The organism is Nocardia sp. TBRC8007 (assembly GCF_056629435.1).
In genome coordinates, this window is the sequence record NZ_JBWSOR010000004.1 from 1 (window position 1) to 20,980 (window position 20,980).

The window sequence follows — 20,980 nt, forward strand, 5'->3', positions numbered from 1 at the left end:
TCGGTGACGTAGGCGCGGGCTTCAGCCGTCCACACCACGCAGCAGATCCACGCGCAAGGTAGCGGCAGATCCACCGTCAACAATCACTCTACGACGAGAGCCTGGATGCGGACCCTACTCGGTTCAGCCTTACCCAGACACGCGGAGGCCGTAGTCGGTGCCGCGCTGGGAGACATCCGGGTGGTACTCGTCAACAGCGCCCGACAGAGCGGCAAGAGCACCCTGGTTCGTCTCCTCGCCAAGGGCCGAGACACCGAATGGCGTGATAGCGAATTGTCCGAGGAGGTTTCCCGGAGGCGGTTGCCCAAACCAATGATCGCCGACGACGTGGCTTCTTCACCTCCTACGTCGGCAATCTCATCGCGCGGGACGTGCAGCAGTTGTCGGAGATCGAGCGAACAACCGAGATGCGAGCACTCGTGCGGATGCCGGCCGCCCGCTCCGGACAACTGATTTCCCTCACCTCACTGAACAACGAACTCGGCGCCACGACTCGTGTCGGTGAAGCGGGCGAGTCGGGCCTCGAGTTCGGCCACCGTTACGTCATGTCGCGGAGTAATGGGCCGCAGCTCGCCGACGGGCCGCCCGTTACGGGTGATGACGAAGTCCTCTGTCGCCAAACCCGGTCCCCACCACCACTCGAGCTGTATCCGAAGCGCTCGTCACGATACTCGACCGCGCCGTGCGGCCACCTGACGGCGGGTGGCGCCGGCTCACGGCGCCACCCGCACCGATGCGCCTACCAGCAGAAGCGGAAATCGCCACTACCACGGCATTCCAACTCGTACTCCCATTGATCGGGAATATCGGAGTTGGGAATGGCGGCGCCCGCGGCCCCGCCGACCGCCGCGCCGCCCAGAACCCCTACGAGCAAGCCCACCGGAAAGGTGATCGGGATCAGCAGACCGTAGGTGGCGATACCGACCACGATGCCGAGGAAGACACCCATCATTCCACCGACCGCGGCGCCGAGAGACATACCGGCCTCGATACTGCGTTGGCGCGGTGAGGTTTTGCGCCAATAACCGATCTCCTCCGCGCTCATCTGCCGCGCGCCGACATCGGCGATCAGGCGAGTGCCGTTGGCGTCCAAGCGCGGTGCCAATTCCAGCAGATGCTCCTTCACCGGTATCTGCAGCGGCAGACGAGCCACCTGAGTGCCATCGGCGGCGGTCACAGAGATCGCGTCGGCGGTGAGCTCGAAGGTGCCGTCGGTGAGGGTCGCGGTGAGCGTCGTGTCGTCGCGGTCGATGGCGTATCCGACGTTGTGCTCGGTCCCCTCCGCGGTGGCAGGCCATACGCTGACGGCGGCATCGGGCGCTGCCGGTGGAGCGCCCGCGGCGACACCCGATGTGATGCCGACGGCGGCGATGGACAGCAAGGCGGTGGCAGTGAGTTTTCTGAGCTTCATCATTCCTTGTTTCGCGGTGTTTTCGGACAGCATGGACAAGTAGTGCCTGCGTGGACGACTGGACGTTCAGAACCCGTTCCACGGGCAGTACGCCCGGACCGAGGCCGCATGAACCAGACCGGTGCCCTCATCTCGCAGTTCGACAAAGACTTACAGTGGCGAGCAACGATATTGGGCAACCGGACAGTTGATCATGTATCAGTGAATCGTGTCCAATTCCTCTCCGATAAGCCTGCTTATCAGAGCAGTTGGTAACGCTGATGAAACACATGGCGATCAGCACCTTCCGCCGTTGCCTCAGACCGCTCCCCGAGTTCGCCCCGGTTGACTGGTGAGGTGCCAGCCCGCGCAGAACGGGCAGCGGTAGACCCGGCACTCCTTCCGTTGCGGGTCCGAGTGATCGATGCCCGCGAGTGCCAGGTCGGCGTCGCGGAACGAGAAGTAGGTGATCTTGCCGCAAGCACAGCGGGCGAGCCGCGGCAGTGGCGGCAGGCTCGCCAACTCGTCTCCGTGCCGGATGGTGAGCTCGACGTGACGGCTGGATCGGTACGAACGTCGACCGTGGGTGTGACAGCGGCCATGGGGATTTCGATGTCTGCTCATGGTGTACCTCCGCAGTGGGCACGATGTGTGGCTACACCATGGGTTCGCACAGCGGACATTGACCATGAGATCTACTGATAAACGGGGTTATCAGTGTTTTCGGGAAAGAAGAGCGCCGAGCGGCCTTACCGTAGGACGCGCCACAGTGCGCTGAGGGAGGAAGCAGGGGATGAACACACCGGACGATGAGGCGACCTTGACCTTGCGGGACATCGCCGAGCTGGCCAAGGTCCGACGCCCGGTGGTCTCGATGTGGCGTAACCGACCATCCGTACGCGGTCGGCTCGTCCCATTCCCCGATCCGATTCCGAATGCGGGGCAAGTAGATCGCTTCCTTCGAAGCGAGGTGCTCGACTGGCTGGAAAGCACCGGCCGCGGCAACAACACTGATCACCGGCTGGACGCGCCCGCCGTCAGTGTTCCGGACGGAGCTGATCTGGAGGAGCTGGTCACCCTACTGTGCCTGCGAACGAGGACCGACAACGAGCTGGCAGGCGCAACCCCGGCGGAACTGATCGAGCTGGCCCACGAAACGGACCCGGACGATCACCTGCTGCTGACTGAAATCTGTACGCTGAATCCGCGGGCCCGAGTGCTCAGCTACCTCGACGATCTGGTCGAGTCGGCCTACGGGCCCTCGGATGCGCTGGACCGCTTGGAGTCCGGCCGGGCGGGCCGGGCGCTGGAGAGCCGAGACCTGACGGCCGACGCGCGGGTGCTACTGCGCGCGATCGTGGACACCTGCCTGAACTTCCTGGACCCCGAAGGTGCCCAACTGGTCTCGGCAGGCGAAACGCCCGATCTGGTGCTCGATATCGCCTGCGGCGGAGCGGGATTGGTCGTGCTCGGCAACGGTGTGGCGGCCCGCGGGTTACGGCGACGGGCGGCCATCCGGGAGATCGACCTCGCCGATCTCACCAACGAGCCGCATGTGCGCGTACTGTCGGTGGTCGGGTCCGACACGGCGCAAGCGCTCGACCATGTCGACAACGCCCTACTCGAACTGGCGGCAGGCGAACTGGCGGTTGTGCTCGGCCCCGCCGCGGCGTTGTGCGACACCTTGCGCGGTGAAATGGAACACCACCGGTCCACGACCTTGCGGCTCGGTGGCTTGGCCATGGCCCTGCGACTGCCGCGTGGACTATGGCGGGAAGCGCACCGGCAAGCGCTGGGCGTGTGGATCGTCCGCGGCGGCGAGCAGATCGAGTACCCGCTGGCCGCCGACCTGGCCACGCCCGCCCTCGACGGACTCGGCAGCGGCATCGATACCGATGACCTGGCCGCCGATATCGTCGGCGCGCTCACCCAATCGGATCGCCGGGCCTATCGGTACGCCCGGGCCCGTCGACGCTCGGATCTGCTCGCCGACCGCACAGTAGTGCCGCGAGGCATGTGTGCGGACCGGGTGCGCACCACCGATTCCAACCGGGATATCGACCGGATTCACGCGGCGACGCTGGTGACCACCGACGCGCCGGGCACACTCGACGTATTGGTCGCCTCGGCCCCTGGCGCGGTGAAGATGCGCTACCGATCGCTGGGCGAGCTGACGGAGCTGGGATGGGTGAAAATGGTGCGCGGCTCCCGCGTCGATCCCGGTCTGGCGACGGCCGGGGCGACGGTGCCGGTGCGATCCGCCGACGGCAGCACCGAGGGCCTGGCCTTCGATCCGCTGGATGCGGAGAAACACTACAGTCGGGCGATGCGTACCCAGCCCGGCGACGTGGTCTTCGTCGAGAAGCCGCGACCGCGGGCGCAGGTCGACGAGACCGGCGGCGCACTGGTCGCCTCCCCGTCCCGGGTGCTGCGCCTGGATCCGGCGGCAGGCATCGGCCCGCGGGCACTCGCCGCGCTGATCAATCGGGTGGCCGCGCCAGGACCGGAATGGCAGTCCTGGCAGGTACCGGCCCTGGACCGGGACGAAGCCCTGGTACTGGAAGATGTCCTTGGCCGCATCGCCGCCTACGAGACTCGGCTGCACGAGCGGCTGACGGCGACCGAAGAGCTGCGCCGAGCCCTGATCGATGGCATCGCCGCAGGCACGGTCACCCTGCGCGGGCCGGAAGAAGTGTTGTCATGACCATGGAAAGGAGCCCACGGGTGCCCCCGAGGAAAAAACAGACGTCGACATCCGCGAACAACGCGGCCCCATCGACGATGAAGGAGTTGAAGGACACGCTGTGGAAAGCGGCCGACAAACTCCGCGGCTCGTTGTCGGCGAGCCAGTACAAGGACGTCATCCTCGGTTTGGTGTTCCTCAAGTACGTCTCCGACGCCTACGACGAGCGCCGCGAACTCATCCGCTCCGGGCTGCGCGCCGAAGGCTGGGACGACGAGCAGATCGAGCAGGTCATCGATGACGAGGAAGAGTATCGCGGCTACGGGGTATTCCTGGTGCCCGCCGCCGCCCGCTGGCAGTTCCTCGCCGAGAACGCGAAAGGCGTCGCCGCGAGCGATACCGCACCGGCCAAGACCATCGGCCAGCTGATCGACGAGGCGATGGACGCGGTGATGCGCGCCAACGAGTCACTGAAAGGCACCCTGCCCCGGCTGTACAACCGGGACAATATCGACCAGCGCAGGCTCGGCGAGCTGATCGACCTGTTCAACAGCGCCCGCTTCAGCAGGCAGGGGCAACACCGCGCCCGCGACCTCATGGGCGAGGTATACGAATACTTCCTCGGCAATTTCGCCCGCGCGGAAGGAAAACGGGGTGGCGAATTCTTCACCCCGCCCAGCGTGGTACGGACCATCGTCGAGATGCTCGAACCCGCGCGCGGCCGCATCTATGACCCGTGCTGCGGTTCCGGCGGCATGTTCGTACAGTCGGAGAAATTCGTGGAATACCACGACGGCGACGCCCAGGACATCGCCGTCTACGGCCAGGAAGCCATCGAGGAGACCTGGCGCATGGCCAAGATGAACCTGGCCATCCACGGCATCGAGAACAAGGGGCTCGGCGCCCGCTGGGGCGATACTTTCGCTCGCGACCAGCACCCGGACGTACGGATGGACTACGTAATGACGAATCCGCCGTTCAATATCAAACACTGGACCCGCAATACCGACGACCCGCGCTGGGTCTACGGCATCCCACCCGCCAATAACGCCAACTACGCCTGGATCCAGCACGTGTTGTACAAGCTGGCGCCCGGCGGCAACGCGGGCGTGGTGATGGCCAATGGGTCGATGTCCTCGAACTCCAATGGAGAAGGCGATATCCGCGCCCGCATCGTCGAGGCGGATCTGGTGTCCTGCATGGTCGCCATGCCCACCCAACTGTTCCGCTCCACCGGGATTCCGGTCTGCATCTGGTTCTTCACCAAGGACAAGAGCGTTGGGCGTGGTGGGACTGTCGATCGGCGGGGAGAGGTGCTGTTCCTCGACGCCCGCGAACTCGGGTACATGGTGGATCGGGCCGAACGGGCCTTGAGCGATAAGGACATCGCGCGGATCGCGGATACGTATCACGCTTGGCGGGGAACGGATTCAGCGACGCGGAAAGGGCTGACCTATGAAGATGTGCCGGGGTTCTGCAAGTCGGTGGCGGTCGGGGAGATCAAAGCGGCAGATTATGCACTGACACCGGGACGATATGTGGGGGCAGCGGATTCTACTGCTGACGACGAGCCCCTGGATATAAAGGTGGAACGACTGAAGTCGGAGCTCCTGGCTGCATTCAAAGAGTCCGATCTACTCGGAAATGAAGTTCGCTCAAGGCTGGAGATGCTCAGTGAATAACTGGCGATCAATAACATTGGGTGAAATCTGCAATGAAGCTGGTGGAGGGATTCAAACTGGGCCTTTTGGCTCACAACTGCATGCGAGCGACTATGTAATAATCGGCACACCAAGCGTTATGCCGCAGAACATCGGAGATAATCGGATCGAGGCCGATGGGATAGCCATGGTTTCATCTACCGACATGAAGAGGCTCGCCAAATATCGCCTCGAAGTAGGTGATATAGTCTACTCCCGTCGGGGCGATGTTGAACGCCGTGCGCTGGTTCGCGAAGAAAATCGAGGCTGGTTATGCGGGACTGGATGCCTGCGAGTCAGAATTCCCAACTCAGAAATTCACGATTCCCGCTTCGTCTCATACCTTCTAGGGCTTACGAAGTCGCGGTCGTGGATTCGCCGACACGCCGTCGGCGCGACGATGCTCAACCTGAACACTTCAATTCTCTCACAACTTCCACTAGAGGTGCCATCCATCTCAGAGCAGCGGGCAATTGCAGAGTTGTTGGGGGCGCTTGACGACAAGATTGCCGCCAATAACTCAACGGCATGCGCCATTATCGATCTGAGTGATGCCGTATACCTGAAGTCTACACAAGGCGCGGACAACCGTGCATCGATCCGTGAACTAGCCGGACGCGGCTTACTGAAATTCGGCGACGGATACCGTACAAAGCGTGCAGAGCATGGCACTCCAGGTCTTCGCATATTGCGTGCAGGAGATGTGCGCGACAATCGTGTCTTTGCCAATGGCGATGATTTCGTCTCGAGCGCCTACATCTCCAATATTGGAGTAAAGGTCGCACGTGCAGGTGATATCGTATTGACGACCAAGGGAACTGTAGGCCGCGTCGCCGTCGTACCAGAGAACTTAGGCAGCAGTGTGTACAGTCCACAGCTCTGCTACTTCCGCGTACCTCACGGTTCGTTGTTATCGCCGGCTTGGCTGGCGGCGTGGTTCAGAAGTGTTGATCTCCGTACTCAAACTGCCAACGTGATGCATAAAAGCGACATGGCGCCATATATCAATTTAAAGGACATCGGATCTCTTACTGTTCCCGTTATATCCGATTCAGCAAGTAGTTCCTATGATGCCGAGTTATCGGCGCTACTGGAACTCTTTCACGCGCTCGGTGCGGAGAACACGCAGCTTGCCCAGACCCGCGACGAACTCCTCCCCCTCCTCATGTCCGGCAGGCTCCGCATCAAAGACGCCGAGCGGAAAGTAGAAGAGGTTGCCTGATGGTCGATGACGCCGGTTTCGGCGAAGCCGAGTGGGAGCATCTGGCGCTGGATGAGTTGGCCGAGAACGAGTGGCGGCCGCTGCCGGGGACCGCGATCGCTCCCGGCGCCGAGCTGGGCCGGGAGTCCTGGGACGATATCGTGCTCCCCGCGCGGATGCTGGCGAAGCTGCGGGAGCTGAATCCGCAGGTGCCGGTGCAGTATGTGGAGCAGGCGCTGGCGGAGATCCGCGCGCCTGCTTCGCAGGACGCATTGGCGGAGAACTACCGATTGCACGATATCCTCAGCAATGGCTATCGCGGCATCAGCTATGTCGATCATCAAGGGGTGGAACAGAATCCGACCATCCGGCTGATCGGCGGCCGGGTGGAGGACAATGAGCTGCTTGCCGTCAGCCAGGTGACGGTGCGGTCGCGGGATGCGGCGCGGCGCTTCGATATCGTGCTGTATCTGAACGGGATGCCGGTCGGCATCATGGAATTGAAGAAGGCCGGGGCGGCGGCTGCCGATCTGGCCTCGGCGCACGCGCAGCTGGCGACGTATCTGCGGGAGTTCCCGCTGGCGTTCCGGTTCGCGGTGCTCACGGTGATCAGTGATGGCCGCACCGCGCGGTATGGTACTCCGTTCACCCCGCTCAACCATTACGCGCCGTGGAATGTCGACGACGACGGTAAGCCGGTGAAAATCGGCGAGGCCCGCGATGAGGAGCATGCCGGTGTCGAGCTGGAGTTCCTGATCGACGGATTGCTGCAGTCGGAGCGGTTCCTACAGATCCGACAGAATTTCGTCGCCTTCGACGCCACCGGCGACGGCTTGGTGAAGCGGATCGCCAAACCGCACCAGTATTTCGCGGTCACCAAGGCGGTAGGGCACACGGTCGGCGCGGTGGAGAGCCACGGTAAGGCCGGTGTTGTCTGGCATACCCAGGGCTCGGGCAAATCCATGGAGATGGAGCTGTACGCCCATCTGGTGAGCAAACAGCCGCGGTTGAAAAATCCGACGCTGGTGGTGGTGACCGACCGCACCGAGCTGGACGGCCAGCTGTTCCAGACCTTCGACAAATCGCTGCTATTGGCGGAGCAGCCGATCCAGGTCGGCACCAGGGCGGAGCTGCGCTCCGCGTTGAGCGACCGCACCACGGGCGGCATCTACTTCACCACATTGCAGAAGTTCGGGCTGTCCCAACAGGAGAAGGAGGCCGGGCTCGACCACCCGCTGCTCACCGACCGCCGCAATGTGATCGTGATCGTCGACGAGGCGCACCGCAGCCACTACGACGACCTGGACGGCTACGCCCGGTATCTGAAGGACGCGCTGCCGAATGCGACACTGATCGCGTTCACCGGTACACCGATCTCATTCGAGGACCGCGATACCCGCAAGGTGTTCGGCGATTACATCGATATCTACGACCTCACCCGCGCGGTCGACGACGGCGCCACGGTGCGGGTGATCTTCGAGCCACGGCTGCCGGAAGTCCGGGTGATCGAAGGCATTTCGGACGCCGATATCGACAATGCCGCCGACGAGGCGGCACTCGGGCTCGACGATGTGGAACGAGCCAAGGTGGAGCAGTCGGTCGCGGTGATCAACGCCATCTACGGCGCCCCGGCCCGGCTCGATCGGGTGGCCCGCGATATCGTCGAGCATTGGAAGAAACGCTCCGCGGCGATGACCGAATTCATCGGCGGGCCGGGTAAGGCGCTGATTGTCGGCGGCACCCGCGAGATCTGCGCCGCGCTGTACGACCGAATCATCGAACTGGAGCCGCAGTGGCATTCCGATGCCGTCGACCAGGGCGTGATCAAGGTCGTCTACTCCGGCAGCGCGAAAGATCAGGGTGCGGTGGCCGCGCATGTGCGGCGGGCGGGTGCCAATAAGAAGATCCAGGCCCGGCTGAAAGATCCGGACGATCCGCTGCAGCTGGTGATCGTGAAGGACATGCTGCTCACCGGGTTCGACGCCCCGCCGCTGCACACGCTGTATCTGGACCGCCCGCTCAAGGGCGCACTGCTCATGCAAACCCTGGCCAGGGTCAACCGCACCTTCGAGGGCAAGCAGGACGGTCTGGTGGTGGCGTACGCGCCGCTGGCCGAGAACCTGGAGAAGGCACTCGCGGAATACACCCCCAGCGACCAGGAACGGCGCCCGGTCGGCCAGGACACCGAGGAAATCGCGGCACTCACCAAGCAACTGGTGGATATGCTCGACCAGCTGTGCACCGGGTATCCCTGGCGGGCGAAACTCGAGGGCGGCGAACGCAGCTGGATCCAGGCGGTGGTCGGGCTGACCGAGTGGCTACGGTCCCCGCATACGCCCGGCAACCAGGAACAGGATGAATCCGCGCGATTGTCCGGCCGGTTCCGCACCCTGGCCAATCAGCTGGTCCGGGCATGGACGCTCAGCTCCACCGCCGAGCCGATCGCCGAACTGCGCGGCACGATCAGGTTCTACGAGGAGGTCCGCATCTGGATGGCCAAGTGCGACGCCGAGGAACGCAAAGCCGAGGGTCGACCGGTGCCCGCCGAAATCCAGCGACTGCTGGCCACGCTCGTCGCCGAAAGCACCGGTTCCGGTGACATCGTCGATATCTACGCCGCCGCCGGACTCCCGAAACCGTCGCTGAGCGACCTGACTCCCGAATTCGAGGCGCGGGCTCGGCAGGCGGAGCGTCCGCATCTGGCGATCGAGGCGCTGCGCGCGGCGCTGATCGAGGAGGTGCGCCACAGCACTCGCAACAACCTGGTACGCCAGCGCGCGTTCTCCGAACGCATTCGCGACCTGATGAACCGCTATACGAATCAGCAGCTCACCTCAGCCGAGGTGATCGCCGAACTGATCGCTTTGGCCCGCGAGGCCGCCTCGGAACGCGACCGCGGCAACCACTTTACCCCCGCGCTCTCGGAGGACGAGCTCGCCTTCTATGACGCTGTCTGCGAAAATGAATCGGCCGTCGAGCAGATGGGCGACGATGTGCTCGGCCAGATCGCCCGCGAACTGGTCGCCATCATGCGCCGGGACGTGAAGACCGACTGGACCGTCCGTGACGACGTCCGCGCCAAACTCCGCTCGTCGATCAAACGGCTGCTGATCAAGTACAAGTACCCGCCGGACAAGCAGCCCGAAGCCATCCGCCAGGTCATCGAACAGATGGAAGCGCTCGCCCCACGCTACGCAGAGGAACGCCGTTCGCGAAGGGAGTAGCTGCGCAGGCCCCGCAACCCGGGTCATCCCGACCACGTGGGGCCGATCGGCGTATTTCTATTAGAACTATACTTCTTAGATGTATAGTTCTATACATGACGGCTTGGGTGAAACCCGACCATATATTCGATCGCGACCGGGAGTGGGCGGGACTCGTTCGATTCGCGTCATCGCCGAGCCCTGATGTGCGGTTGGGCATTGTCAGTGGACGCAGGCGGCAAGGGAAAACGTTCCTGCTGGACGCACTGGCCGATGCGGCGGGCGGATTCTTCTTCACCGCCACCGATACCACGGAGGTCGAAGCGCTGGCCGGGTTCGGCGCCGCTGTGGCCGCGTACGCGGGCGGCGGACGATACGCTTTCGCGGATTGGGACGAGGCGCTCGAGCGACTGTTCACGGTCGTGGGAGACGGACTCGTCGTCATCGATGAGTTCCCCTATCTGAGTAAAGCGACTCCGGCGCTGCCCTCGCTGTTACAGCGCGCACTCGATCCGCGCGGGTATGCCCGGCGGGCCGGCTCGCGTGTCCTGCTGTGCGGATCCGCGATGTCGGTGATGGGACGGCTGCTGTCGGGAAACGTACCGCTGCGTGGGCGGGCGAGCCTGGAGTTGATCGTCACTCCGCTCGAATACCGAGAATCGGCTCGGTTCTGGGGAATCGATGACCCTCGACTGGCGGTGCTTGTGCATTCCATTGTCGGGGGCACACCCGCCTATCGGCGCGAATTCGTGGCCGGGGACGTGCCGGATTCATTGGCAGATTTCGATTCCTGGGTGCTGCGGACCGTGCTCGATCCACAAATCCCGCTGTTCCGCGAAGCCCGCTACCTGTTGGCAGAGGAGACCGAGATCCGCGACGTAGCGCTGTATCACGCCGTTCTCGGCGCCATCGCCGGTGGGCACACCACGCGCGGTGGTATCGCGAATACCATCGGCCGCAATTCCACCGATATCGGGCACCCCTTATCGGTACTGGAGGATACGCGATTGGTGGTCCGCGAACCGGACCCGTTCAGCCGGGGAAAGTCCACCTACCGGATCGCCGAACCGTTGATCACCTTCTACGAAGCGGTGATGCGCCGGGAGTGGACCCGGCTGGAACGCGGTAATTCCGCTGCGGCGTGGCATAATTCGCGAGCGACTTTCTTATCGCAGGTAGTCGGACCGCATTTCGAAGGAATCTGCCGGGACTGGGCGATGTCGGTGGGCCCGGAAGTGTTCGGCGACCTGCCCGGACAGGTGGCAGCGGCAACGGTGAACGATCCTCGGGACAAACGTCAGATCCAGGTCGATGTCGCTGTGCTCGCTTCAGAGGAGACCGGTCGTCCCCGCCGGATCTTGTCTATAGGTGAGGCGAAGTGGGACCGGGTGATGACGCTCGGTCACCTCGAGCGACTGCGGCGGGCACGGGAACTGTTGTCGGCCAAAGGGTACGACACCACCGAGACAATCCTCACCTGTTATAGCGGCGCTGGGTTCGATGAGCATCTCCGAGCTGCCGGGGCTGCGGCAGGGCAAGGCGCCACCGGCGGTGACATCATGCTGGTCGACCTCGACGCCCTCTATGCAGGCATGTAAATGAATTCCGTTCCGCGAAAAGAGGTTTCCTGAGTTCTTCCTCCCCTGAGCAGCGGCAGAGGGGTTCAGCGCACCCGCACCCGGACCAGCTCGTTGGCGGCAGTCCGGTAACGCTCGGCGATCAGCCGGACCACAGCCGGATGCACGCCGATGGGTTCGGCGACACCGTCCGCGCCCACCTCGTGCAGGCGCTGCTGGAACAGTCCGTGCGCCAGCAGGTACGAGGCGATAAAGACCCTGTCCGCGCCCGCGGCACGCAGATCGTCGACCACTTCGGGCACCCGAGGCGCACCGGTCGCGATATAGCCGACGCGGACCGGAGCGCCGAGCCGTTCGGCCAGCAATGCGGCGGCTCGCCGGACATCCCGGCGGGCCCTGGCATCCGAGGAACCCGCCGCGGCGAAGACCACCGCCTCTCCTCTGGTCCAGCCCGCGGCGCGCAAGCGCATGGCCATGATCCGCGCCAACGCCGGATCAGGGCCCATAGCCTGGGTGACCGCCACCATGGGATGGTCGCTGTCGGCCACCTCGCGCGGAACATCCTGGTAGACGTGATAGCCCGAGGCCAGGAATGCCGGAACCACCACCGCCGGAACGGCTTTCCCGGTCGGCGGTGCCAGATCGCGCAGCACCTCGGCGGGCGAAGGGCCGAGCACGTCGACAAATGCCGTCCGCACCCATGGTGATTCCCCGGACTCGGCGTCGGACGCCGAAGCCCCGGTACCGAGTTCCTTCGTCACTGCCTCCGCGAGCGCCGCGATCATCTGTACGCCCTTAGTGCTGCGGGTCCCGTGCGCCACCAGCACCAAGGCAGGAACGGTCACCGGATTCCCGCCGTCTGGATGTGCCGAAGTGCCCGAGCCGGGATTCCGGCGCCGGGCACATGCGCGCCACCGTTGACGATGGGCCGGGGGTTGTCAATGCACTCCGCCGGATCCAATGCGAGCCGGTACCCTCGTTTGACCACGGTCTGAATGGCTTTCGGCGTGCCGAGCCCGGCCCGGAGCCGAGCGATGGCGGTTTCCACCGCATGTGTATCTTCCCCGCCACCGGGCAGCGCGGCGAGCAAGTCCTCCCGGGAGACGACCCGGCCTGGCTGCCGGGCCAGCGAACGCATCAGGGCCATCGGCGCAGGCGCCAGCTGACGCACCTGACCGTCCACCACTACGCAGGCGCCGCGCATGCTGATGTGGTGGCCTGCGGCCTGGATCCGGTTGGCACGCCTGGGCAGTTCCTCTACGACATGCCGAACCAGCGCGCCGAGCCTGGCCCGGCCCGGCATCGAGGTGGGCACGCCGAGCTCCTCCAGCGGCACCGCTGTGATCGGCCCGACGCAGGCGGGCAGCACCCGGCCACGCAGTGCGTACAGCAGCCCGTCCAGCAGTCCGGTCTCCTTGGCGCGCATCAACGTCGAGGCCACAGCGGGCGCGCTGGTGAAGGTGATGCAGTCCAGTCCAGCGGTGACGACGGTCTCGATCAGATGATCCATCGGCCCCTGATCATCCGGCGGCACCCAACGATATACCGGCACGGGAACGACATCCGCTCCCGCACAGCGCAAGACCTCGCAGAAGTCGGGCACCGGCTCCCATTCGGTGGTGGCTCCGTGTAATTGCACCGCGATCCGAGTACCCTCCACCCCCTCGGCGAGCAGGTGGTCGAGCACTTCGGCGGACGACTCGGAGGCAGGCGACCACTCCTCGCGCAATTCCGCGGCACGAATGGCGCCCTTGGCCTTCGGGCCGCGGGCCAGCATCCGGGTAGCGCCCAGCGCGCGGCGCAGATCCTCGGCCAGGCCCCAGCCCTCGGCCGCCTCCATCCAGCCACGGAAGCCGATTCCTGTGGTAGCCACAGTGATCTGCGGCGGATCAGCGACCAGCTGCCGCGTGACCCGCTCCAGTTCGGTGTCGTCGGCCAGTGGGACGATCCGGATGGCCGGTGCGGACACAATGGAAGCGCCTCGTCGTCGCAGCAGTGTGGCGAACTCTTCGGCTCGCCGCGCCGCCGTAATGCCTACTGTGAAGCCGGCCAGACCAGCTCCCGCGTCATTTATTGCCATGCCGATCATCCATCCGAGGTTTCGAGCCCGAGTACTACCGGCTCATTGGAAACCGAAACGATGCCGTCGTCCACGCGCACCGCGTGCACCGGCAGCCCCGCCGATTCATCGTCCAGGCAATGCCCGTCGACCAGGGAAAAAGCCTGCTTCAGCAATGGCGAGGCCACGACGGGCACACCGTCGCGATCTCCGACGATGCCGCGCGATATGACCGCAGCCCTGCCGATCGGGTCGATATTGCCGACGGCGTACAGCGCGTCGTCCGACAGGCGGAAAAGTGCGGCCTGCCTGGCGCCTTTCAGCAGTACCGCAACGCCGCGGCCGGGAATCAGATAGTCGAGACGGCACGCCTGCGTCCACTCGGCGGTGGTTGTTCGGGCGATGCCGGGGGTGTCGATCACAGTCATCGGTGTCGTCCTCCAAACGCGTTACCTATTGGTACCGGCGTTCTGTTTCTGTGCGGTTAAGCGGTCATTTCCCAGACGTGGCGACCGGCATGTCCGGCAGCCCCAACAGCACGGGCACCTTGCGGTCCCCGGTTTCATCGAACGAAATCGTCGGATCGGTCGCTGTTGGAGCATTGACGAACGACACGAAGCGAGACAATTTCTCTTTATCTTCCAGCACCGCGGCCCATTCGTCACGGTAGCCTGCGACATGCGCGGCCATCGCCGCCTCCAGATCCGCGACGATGCCCAAGCTGTCTTCGCAAATCACCTGCTTCAGATAGTCCACGCCGCCGTCCAGCGCCTCTTGCCACGGCGCAGTACGCTGCAAACGATCAGCGGTGCGGATATAGAACATCAGGTAGCGATCGATGTATTTGATCAGCGTCTCGTCGTCGAGGTCACCGGCCAGCAGTACCGCGTGTTTCGGGGTGAGGCCACCATTGCCGCCGACGTAAAGGTTCCACCCGTGCTCGGTGGCGATCACGCCGACATCCTTGCCGCGCGCCTCTGCGCATTCGCGGGCGCAACCAGAGACTGCCAGTTTCAGCTTATGCGGCGAACGCAGGCCACGGTAGCGCTTCTCCAGCAGCACGGCCATGCCGACGGAGTCCTGCTGTCCGTAGCGGCACCAGGTGGAACCGACGCAGCTTTTCACGGTACGCAACGACTTGCCATACGCATGCCCTGACTCCATGCCCGCGTCGACCAACCGCTTCCAGATCGAGGGCAACTGCTCGACTCGCGCGCCGAACAGGTCGATACGCTGGCCACCCGTGACCTTCACATAGAGACCGAATTCCTTGGCCACCTCGCCGATGGTGATCAATTGCTCTGCGGTGACCTCGCCACCTGGCATCCGCGGCACTACCGAGTAGGTGCCGTTCTTCTGCATATTGGCCAGAAAATGGTCGTTGGTGTCCTGCAATGCGGCCTGCTCACCGTCGAGGATGTGCGCACTCGAGGTGGAGGCGAGGATGGAAGCGACGGTCGGCTTGCAGATATCGCACCCCGCGCCCTTGCCGTACTCGGCGATCAGACCTGAGAAAGTGCGGATGTCGGTGACCTGAACGATCTGGAACAACTCAGCACGTGACTGTTCGAAGTGCTCGCACAGCGCCTTGGACATCTGCACGCCGGACTGCTCGAGCAGCTTTTTGAGCATGGGGACACAACCACCACACGATGTTCCGGCGGTGGTGCGCTTCTTGATCGCCGGGATATCGCAGGCGCCGTCGGTGATCGCCCCGCAGATAGCGCCTTTCGACACGTTGTTGCACGAACATATCTGCGCGTCGTCCGGCAGAGCGTCGGCGCCGAGTTCCGCACCCGCGGGTGAGATCAGCGCGGCCGGTTCAGCGGGCAACGGGCGACCGACCAAGGGGCGCAAAGCCGAATAGGCGCTGGCGTCGCCGACCAAGATGCCGCCGAGCAGGGTCTTCGCGTCGTCGGAGACGACGAGTTTGGCGTAAGTGCCTTTGGCCGCGTCGTGCAACACCACCGACAGAGCGCCCTCGGTGACTCCGTGCGCGTCACCGAAACTGGCTACGTCCACACCGAGCAGCTTGAGCTTGGTCGACATGTCCGCACCAGGGAACTCGCCCATGCCGCCGAGCAACCGGTCCACCACGATCTCTGCAGTGCTGTACCCAGGAGCGACCAGCCCGTAGCACACCCCCGCTACGGCAGCGCATTCACCGATGGCCCAGATATTCGGATCAGTGGTCTGCAGACCGAGGTCGGTGACGATACCGCCACGGGGTCCGATCTCCAGTCCCGCGTCCTTGGCGATCTGATCGCGGGGGCGGACACCGGCGGAGAACACCACCAGCCCGGCCTCGATCACTGACCCGTCGGACAGCGTGACTGTCAAGCCCGCGTCCGACGCTTCGATCGAGGATGTACCGACCCCCGTGTGCACTCGCAGGCCGAGGTCGGTGACCAGACGTTCCAGGATCGCGCCGCCGCCTTCGTCGACCTGGGCGGGCATCAGCCAATCGTTGTACTCGACCACATGTGGAGTGAGCCCGAGCAGCCGCAGCGCGTTCGCGGCCTCCAGGCCGAGCAGTCCGCCGCCGACCACTACGCCTGCCGCGCCGGGACCGGCGGCTGCGGCGGCCTCGCGAATGCCGTCGAGATCGTCGATGGTCCGGTAGACGAAGCAGTGGGGCTGATCGTGGCCGGGAACGGGCGGCACGAACGGGTAAGAGCCGGTGGCCAATACGAGCGCGTCATAGGCGAGAGTGTCACCGGCCGAGGTGGTCACCTTACGCGCCTGGCGATCTATCGACTCGGCGCGCCGGCCGAGCCGCAGTTCGACCAAGTCGTCACCGGCATACTCGTTACCGGGCAATGCCAGCGCGCTCGGATCCCAGCTGCCGACATAGGAAGAGAGGCCGACCCGGTCATAAGCGGGTAACTGTTCCTCGCTGAGAACGACTACCTGCCAGCGGCCTTCAGTATCGCGCGAGCGCAGCGCTTCGACGAACCGGTGCCCGACCATGCCGTGGCCGACGACCACCGCGGTCTTACGATCGACTGTGGGGTTCATCTTTTGGTCCTCCTGGCTGGTTCGGTGTCAGACACGGCCGACGGACCGACGGAGTCCCGAGCTATGACGCGTCAGCGTGCGCAACAGGGCCTCCCGAAGTCGGTTGACCCCAAGGTAAGAAACGGGTATTGCCGACATGCTGCGCGAAATGACCGTCAAATCAACGGTTGCTCACGAATCCCGATCACCGAGCGTGAGCTTCCAGCACATGTTTCCGGCGTGTGACACAACGGTTTCCGTATGTCACAACCGGACCGATCTCGAATTCGCCGAGCGATGAGGTGCATCGCGCACGGCATACTCCCGCGCGACATCGGGCAAGACGGCGGCATCGGGCAGGACGAGGGCTTCCGGCACACCGCGCGCCAGAAAATCACCACGTATCTTCGAGCATACGCGGCTTACACGCTTGCCAAGCACCGAGGAGCATGAAAAGCACCACGCCACCGAGCATCGCGAACGGAACGAACCATCCGTCGGTCACCGTATGCAGTACGCCGAACAGCAATGGACCCGCGGAGGCCACCGTGTAACCGACCCCCTGGGTAAAACCCGACAGCGCGGCCGATCCGCCCGGAGTACGGGTACGCAGGTTGATCAGCGTCAACGACATCGGGAAGGTACTCGGGCCCAACCCGAGCAGCACGACCCACAGCAACGGCGCAGACAGCGGCGCGATGATCAGCCCGGCGAACGCTGTGTAGAACAGCACAGCACAGACCAGCGCAACGGAGAACGGATTGCGGAACCGAGCGACCACCGTCGGTACCGCGAGCGCGGCGATCATTCCGAGCAGGGAGAACAACCCGAGCATGGCGCCGCCGTATCCTGCGCTCGCTCCCGCGTCGCTCATGACCTTCGGCAACCAGGCGAACATTGAGTAGGCGATCGACGAGGTCATGCCGAACATGCCTGCCATGCCCCAAGCGATCGGCGAACGCCACACCCGGCCCTCCCGCAGGGCCGGATCAGGCGCAGCTGTCCGATCGGCGCGGTCGTATCCGTGCCGATCCCGCACGATGGCCAGCCATGGCACCATAGCGGCGAAGCCGAACAGACTCCACATTCCCAGCGAAACCCGCCAGCCGTACGCATCGGCCGCCGGGACCACGAAGACGGCGGGCAGAGCGGTGCCTAGCTGCACCATCACGATATACAGCGAACTGACCGTAGCGAGATGATCCGGGAAATAGCGCTTCACCAGCGGCGGGATCACCACATTTCCTATGCCCATACCCACGAGCGCGAGCGCGGAGAAAGCCAGCAGTTCCGCAGTGCCGGACACCAGCGCCCGGATCAGCATGCCCGTGCCCGCCATCAGCATGGCCGCGAGCGCGGTACGCTCCAGTCCGAGCCGGACCGCCAAGAATGGTGTGAACAGCCCGGCCAACGCGAATGCGGCGGGCGGGGCCATACCGAAGACCCCGACCACAGCAGCCCCGTAACCGATATCTGCGCCGATCGACTCGGCCAGCGGGCTGAACGCGGTAACGGCGATGCGCAGCGTGAGCGCAGACATGACAATAGCGGTGAGGACCAGCAGCCTGCCTTCGAGCAATGCGCGCCGCCGCCGCTGGACCAGCACGGATTCCCGGAGAGTCACAGATTCGGAGCGGGTCGTAGTCACCGCGAAATCATAGGATGACCGGATGAAGAAGGGCAACCGCTGTGTTGGGCGGTACGCTATCGAGGTGCAAACCGTCCGCCGCACCAGCCTCATAGCCCAGGTCACCGAGCAGCTGCGGATCGAAATCCGATCCGGCCGATGGCCGATCGGCTCTCGAATTCCCACCGAACCTGAGCTCACCGAACTCACCGGCACCGGCCGCAATACTGTGCGCGAAGCTGTCCAGGCCCTGGTGCACGCGGGCATGCTGGAGCGTCGCCAGGGCTCGGGCACCTATGTGATCGCCGCCTCGGATCTGGGCGGGACCTTGGCGAAGTATTTCGCCGACGCCGAGGAACGCGATGTGCTGGAACTGCGCCTCGCGCTGGACACCACCGCCGCCGCGCTGGCGGCGCGCCGCCGCGACGACACCGATATCGCCACTCTGCTACACCTGCTCGACGAACGTGCCGAAGGATGGGGTCAGGACCCGGATACCGCGATCGAAGCGGATGTCCAGTTGCACCGCGCGATCGTCGTCGCGAGTCATAACGCTGTCTATCTCGAGTTCTACGATTCGCTGCTGCCTATCATCAAAGAGGTCATCCTCGCCCGGGCAACGAAGTCCGACGACTCCTATCCGGCGCAGCACGCGGCCCTGGTGCAGGCGGTGATCGACGGCGATTCCGAACGCGCCGCCTCGACCACCCGATGCTTCCTCAACTCCCTGATCGCGGAATACCCGGACATGCGATGAAGTGCGCACCTCGGCGCGTAACCAGGCGGTCGACGCGTAACCGAGTGGTCCGTAACCAAGTGGTCACTAACTCGACTCGCGCGTAGTGAGACCGATTTGCCCGGAATGTCACCGGAGGCCACAGGGACGCAATAACCGGCTCATACCTTGATCTCGACCGTCATTCAGGAACTCGACAGCCGCCGTCGGCAACGACGCCGCGATGAAGGTCGGTCGAGTCCGATCGAGAGGATGTGCCGATGACCGCCGTCGCAGCCACCGGCCCAGAGCTACAGACACCGACGTTTCACCACCAGAAACGCGGGCGCTGGCTCAACCACTGGGAGCCGGACAACGAACAGTTCTGGGAGTCCGGCGGCAAGCTGACCGCTCGCAAGAACCTGTTCTTCTCCGTCTTCGCGGAGAATCTCGGCTTCAGTATCTGGGTGATCTGGGGCAGCGTGGTCACCGCGATGGGTCCGGCTGGATTCGACTTTCTCGCAGGCCTCGGGAAGGGAAACCCGACCGCGGTGAGCAACGCCCTGCTGCTCACCTCGACCCCGACCCTGGTCGGCGCCATGCTACGGGTTCCGTACACCTTCGCGATCCCGAAGTTCGGCGGACGAGCGTTCACCGCGTTCAGCGCGGGCATGCTGCTATTCCCCACACTCGGCTTGGCCTACTTCGTGAACCAGCCGGAAACACCCATGTGGGTATTCATGATCCTCGCCGCACTGGCCGGTGTCGGCGGCGGCAACTTCTCCTCCTCGATGGCCAACATCAACTTCTTCTTCCCTGAGGGCAAGAAGGGTGCGGCGCTCGGCATCAACGCCGCGGGCGGGAACATGGGCGTCGCGCAGACCCAGCTGCTTTTGCCGCTGGTGATCACGCTCGGCACGCACCTCATGGCCAAGGACGCGGGCGGCTACCGGTTCGGCATCACGCTCGCGGTGCTGGTCTGGGTACCGTTCATCCTGGCCGCGGTATTCGGCGCGCTGCGGTACATGGACAGCATCAGCCACGCCCAGTCCGACGGACAATCCTACAAACTGGCCCTGACCAACCGGCACACCTGGATCATGGCATTCCTCTACATCGGCACCTTCGGCTCGTTCATCGGCTTCTCGTTCGCGTTCCCGACGCTGCTCAAGGCCAACTTCCCCGACCTGGTCGAGATCGGCTGGATGAGCACACTCGGTAACCTGGCCTTCCTCGGCGCGTTCGTCGGTTCGTTCAGCCGCCCGTTCGGCGGGTGGATCGGCGACCGCGTCGGCGGCGCGAAGATCACCATGTCTGTCTTCGGTGGTATGGCGCTGGGCATCGCGCTCATCATGGCATCACTTTCAGTGAAGAGCTTCCCGCTGTACCTGATCTCGTTCCTGCTGCTGTTCGTACTGACCGGGATCGGCAACGGTTCGGCCTATCGAATGATCCCGATGATCTTCAGCGCGGAGACCAAACGACGTGCCATGGAAAGCGGTCAGGACCCGGCGGAGACAACCGCCTCAGCCAAGCGCCAGGCGGGTGCCGCGATCGGCGTCATCGGCGCGGTAGGCGCGGGCGGCGGCTGGCTATTGCAGCAGGCGCTCCGGTTGTCCAACATCCACTTCGGCAGCATGGCGCCCGCCTTCTGGGGGTATGCGGCGGCCTTCCTGGTCATGGGTGGCGTTACCTGGTGGTTCTACCTGCGGTCTTCCTTCGTGGTCGAACGCGTGCCCTCGCTGGCGTACGCGAACGTCTGACCGCTCCCGGTGTCCCGTGGTCGCGAGGCCACGGGACACCGCATACCGCCCACCGCACTCTCCGC

Annotated in this window: 15 protein-coding genes; 7 read left to right on the top strand and 8 right to left on the bottom strand. The window is 64.3% G+C overall.

What is annotated here, in order from left to right:
- Positions 1–464 precede the first annotated feature (464 nt).
- The 3 genes from ACX4ZE_RS05760 to ACX4ZE_RS05770 all read right to left on the bottom strand — a co-directional run bounded on the left by ACX4ZE_RS05760 (position 465) and on the right by ACX4ZE_RS05770 (position 2,014).
- A complete protein-coding gene (locus ACX4ZE_RS05760; protein WP_480272263.1) occupies positions 465–620 on the bottom strand; it encodes a hypothetical protein in 156 nt (51 codons plus the stop codon).
- 119 nt (positions 621–739) lie between these two features.
- Positions 740–1,444: a DUF8020 domain-containing protein gene (locus ACX4ZE_RS05765; protein ID WP_480272264.1), complete on the bottom strand. Its 705-nt coding sequence runs from the start codon at positions 1,442–1,444 to the stop codon at positions 740–742.
- Positions 1,445–1,708: 264 nt separating this feature from the next.
- The gene (locus ACX4ZE_RS05770) at positions 1,709–2,014 is read right to left on the bottom strand and encodes a hypothetical protein (RefSeq protein WP_480272265.1); all 306 of its coding nucleotides are present in this window, start codon (positions 2,012–2,014) and stop codon (positions 1,709–1,711) included.
- A 169-nt stretch (positions 2,015–2,183) separates the two neighbouring features.
- On the opposite strand from ACX4ZE_RS05770, the gene ACX4ZE_RS05775 reads away from it, so the two are divergent.
- The 5 genes from ACX4ZE_RS05775 to ACX4ZE_RS05795 all read left to right on the top strand — a co-directional run bounded on the left by ACX4ZE_RS05775 (position 2,184) and on the right by ACX4ZE_RS05795 (position 11,775).
- Positions 2,184–4,094, top strand: a complete 1,911-nt coding sequence (locus ACX4ZE_RS05775; protein WP_480272266.1) for a hypothetical protein — start codon at positions 2,184–2,186, stop codon at positions 4,092–4,094.
- A gap of 20 nt (positions 4,095–4,114) precedes the next feature.
- Positions 4,115–5,755, top strand: coding sequence for a class I SAM-dependent DNA methyltransferase (locus ACX4ZE_RS05780; RefSeq protein ID WP_480272267.1), 1,641 nt, complete (start codon positions 4,115–4,117; stop codon positions 5,753–5,755).
- The gene (locus tag ACX4ZE_RS05785; RefSeq protein WP_480272268.1) at positions 5,748–6,995 is read left to right on the top strand and encodes a restriction endonuclease subunit S; all 1,248 of its coding nucleotides are present in this window, start codon (positions 5,748–5,750) and stop codon (positions 6,993–6,995) included. Before ACX4ZE_RS05780 ends, ACX4ZE_RS05785 begins: the two co-directional genes overlap by 8 nt.
- Positions 6,995–10,198 carry a type I restriction endonuclease subunit R gene (locus ACX4ZE_RS05790; protein WP_480272269.1) on the top strand — a complete coding sequence of 1,068 codons (3,204 nt, stop codon included), beginning with the start codon at positions 6,995–6,997 and terminating at the stop codon, positions 10,196–10,198. Before ACX4ZE_RS05785 ends, ACX4ZE_RS05790 begins: the two co-directional genes overlap by 1 nt.
- A 95-nt stretch (positions 10,199–10,293) precedes the next feature.
- On the top strand, positions 10,294–11,775 hold the full coding sequence (locus ACX4ZE_RS05795; RefSeq protein ID WP_480272270.1) for an AAA family ATPase: 1,482 nt from the start codon (positions 10,294–10,296) through the stop codon (positions 11,773–11,775).
- Positions 11,776–11,840: 65 nt separating this feature from the next.
- On the opposite strand, the gene ACX4ZE_RS05800 is transcribed toward ACX4ZE_RS05795, so the two are convergent.
- The 5 genes from ACX4ZE_RS05800 to ACX4ZE_RS05820 all read right to left on the bottom strand — a co-directional run bounded on the left by ACX4ZE_RS05800 (position 11,841) and on the right by ACX4ZE_RS05820 (position 18,458).
- On the bottom strand, positions 11,841–12,599 hold the full coding sequence (locus tag ACX4ZE_RS05800) for a sirohydrochlorin chelatase (protein WP_480272271.1): 759 nt from the start codon (positions 12,597–12,599) through the stop codon (positions 11,841–11,843).
- Positions 12,596–13,834 carry a uroporphyrinogen-III synthase gene (locus tag ACX4ZE_RS05805; protein ID WP_480272272.1) on the bottom strand — a complete coding sequence of 413 codons (1,239 nt, stop codon included), beginning with the start codon at positions 13,832–13,834 and terminating at the stop codon, positions 12,596–12,598. Before ACX4ZE_RS05805 ends, ACX4ZE_RS05800 begins: the two co-directional genes overlap by 4 nt.
- 5 nt (positions 13,835–13,839) lie before the next feature.
- The gene (nirD, locus tag ACX4ZE_RS05810) at positions 13,840–14,241 is read right to left on the bottom strand and encodes a nitrite reductase small subunit NirD (protein ID WP_480272273.1); all 402 of its coding nucleotides are present in this window, start codon (positions 14,239–14,241) and stop codon (positions 13,840–13,842) included.
- A gap of 64 nt (positions 14,242–14,305) precedes the next feature.
- The gene (gene nirB, locus ACX4ZE_RS05815; protein ID WP_480272274.1) at positions 14,306–16,831 is read right to left on the bottom strand and encodes a nitrite reductase large subunit NirB; all 2,526 of its coding nucleotides are present in this window, start codon (positions 16,829–16,831) and stop codon (positions 14,306–14,308) included.
- Positions 16,832–17,204: 373 nt separating this feature from the next.
- Complete coding sequence (locus ACX4ZE_RS05820) at positions 17,205–18,458, bottom strand: MFS transporter (protein ID WP_480272275.1); 1,254 nt, start codon at positions 18,456–18,458, stop codon at positions 17,205–17,207.
- Between the two features lie 64 nt (positions 18,459–18,522).
- On the opposite strand from ACX4ZE_RS05820, the gene ACX4ZE_RS05825 reads away from it, so the two are divergent.
- Complete coding sequence (locus tag ACX4ZE_RS05825; RefSeq protein ID WP_480272523.1) at positions 18,523–19,194, top strand: FadR/GntR family transcriptional regulator; 672 nt, start codon at positions 18,523–18,525, stop codon at positions 19,192–19,194.
- A 239-nt stretch (positions 19,195–19,433) separates the two neighbouring features.
- Complete coding sequence (locus tag ACX4ZE_RS05830) at positions 19,434–20,915, top strand: MFS transporter (protein ID WP_480272276.1); 1,482 nt, start codon at positions 19,434–19,436, stop codon at positions 20,913–20,915.
- Positions 20,916–20,980: the final 65 nt, after the last annotated feature.